This window comes from Nitrincola sp. A-D6, assembly GCF_000764495.1.
GTDB lineage: Bacteria > Pseudomonadota > Gammaproteobacteria > Pseudomonadales > Balneatricaceae > Nitrincola.
Map to the genome: position 1 here is coordinate 1 of NZ_JRLB01000020.1, position 1,805 is coordinate 1,805.

Below are 1,805 nucleotides of genomic sequence, written 5' to 3' on the forward strand. Positions count from 1 at the left end.
GCGCAGCAAGCCGCCTTAGTGCAAAAAAGTCTTGGAAAACAGTTGCAGGAACAAGCAAAGCCTATATAATACGCGCCACAATATAGGACTATAGCTCAGTTGGTTAGAGCACCACCTTGACATGGTGGGGGTCGGCGGTTCGAGTCCGCCTAGTCCTACCAGAATTCAAAAAACAGCCGCTTACGGGTTATTCCGAGCGGCTGTTTTTGTTTAGTTCTTCCTACCATCCAGCCTGCTCGAACTGTTTAACTTCTATTATATTGTTATGCCACTACAGCCTTAATAGTGTTGCAGCATCTTATATTCACTTCAGATTGCACGAATCAAGAGCAGCTGAAAACCTCATGACTATTGGTTATGGAAACAATCCATGCCTCCCCCTTTCGCATCATACAATTGCAGCCCAGTATCCCAGTGGCATATAGACAGAGATAATGTACAAATCTTACTTGATGAGTATTAGATCGTTACTGACTGATATAAAAAATGCTACCATAACAGTGGTTTGTTGCGTTTAGAACATCTTAACTTAATAGCCAGGGAAGATAGATACTTTGACAGTTTCCAAGCCAAAAGCATTGGTCGTTGATCTAGAAACAAAACCTTCGAATGATCTAAAATCTCAAGATATTTTTATGGTAGCTGGATTTCGTCCTGATACCGAAGAAACTCTTGAAGAGAGAGTTACTAAGCAGCAACCACTTTTGACGCTAGTGCGGCAGCTGGATCACATGAGCTTAGGAGCCAGTTTTATACTAGGTCATAATATACTGGCCCATGACCTTCCCATACTCAAAACCTATGACGATTCACTGGCACTTTTGCAATTACCTGCAATAGATACGCTTAAACTATCGCCATTAGCCTTTCCACAAAACCCCTATCACCGGTTAGTTAAAGATTATAAACTCATAAGAGATAGTCTTAATTCTCCGCTGGCTGATTGCTACTCAACACTTGAGCTTTTTAATGACCAACGCAATGCTTTTAAGAGGCTAAATAACGATCGGAAATATGAGCTCCTTTGTTATCAAAGCCTACTTGCTCCAACAATCAGTGCTGGCTTAGGTGCTTTTTTTGCTAGCCTAACAGGCCATAAGCCCTGCCTCTTGACGAGATAGCTCAAATAATTCCAGAGTTGCTTAAAGAGACTGATACGACCTTCGACCGAGATCTCAAAGTATGTCGAACCAGGCTCAACCAGCTTTTAAAAGAGGACTTGTTTAACGCTGAACTGCTATGGCCTATTGCTTATGCCATCGCTTGGTTAAGAGTATCAGGTGGTAATTCAGTGCTCCCTCCATGGGTATATTATCAGTATCCACAAACGGGAAATTTGCTTCGGGAATTACGTGACGTCCCCTGCAATGATCAAAATTGTCAGTATTGCCAAACAACTCACGATCCACATCACGAACTTAAAAAATATTTTGGTTTTGATGACTTTCGAAGGGAACTTGATGGCAGCAGTCTGCAATATCATATTGTATATTCAGGTATGCGCGGTAATCACATCTTAGCTATCCTGGCCACTGGTGGTGGAAAATCACTGTGCTATCAATTACCTGCCCTAAACCGTTACTACTGTAATGGAAGCCTCACCATTATCATCTCTCCCTTGCAATCCCTAATGAAGGATCAAGTTGAACTGGTCTAATGGATCCGGACACTTTAATTAGCGACAATATGAGTCAGCTATTGAGGTGTCATTATGAGTCAGAAACGAACCTACAAACAATACTCGGCAGAGTTCAAAGAAGAAGCCGTGGCGTTGGTCACAGATCAAGGCTACACGATTCCAGAGG

Annotated in this window: 2 protein-coding genes and 1 tRNA gene; all 3 read left to right on the top strand. The window is 42.3% G+C overall.

The window, feature by feature from the left end; all coding sequences use genetic code 11:
- Positions 1 to 84: 84 nt before the first annotated feature.
- Positions 85 to 161: transfer RNA gene (locus LH51_RS04165), tRNA-Val, on the top strand.
- A 393-nt stretch (positions 162 to 554) separates the two neighbouring features.
- Positions 555 to 1,121, top strand: a complete 567-nt coding sequence (locus LH51_RS21175; protein ID WP_036520043.1) for a hypothetical protein — start codon at positions 555 to 557, stop codon at positions 1,119 to 1,121.
- 98 nt (positions 1,122 to 1,219) lie between these two features.
- Positions 1,220 to 1,657 carry a DEAD/DEAH box helicase gene (locus LH51_RS23390; RefSeq protein WP_268746522.1) on the top strand — a complete coding sequence of 146 codons (438 nt, stop codon included), beginning with the start codon at positions 1,220 to 1,222 and terminating at the stop codon, positions 1,655 to 1,657.
- The last annotated feature ends 148 nt before the right edge of the window (positions 1,658 to 1,805 follow it).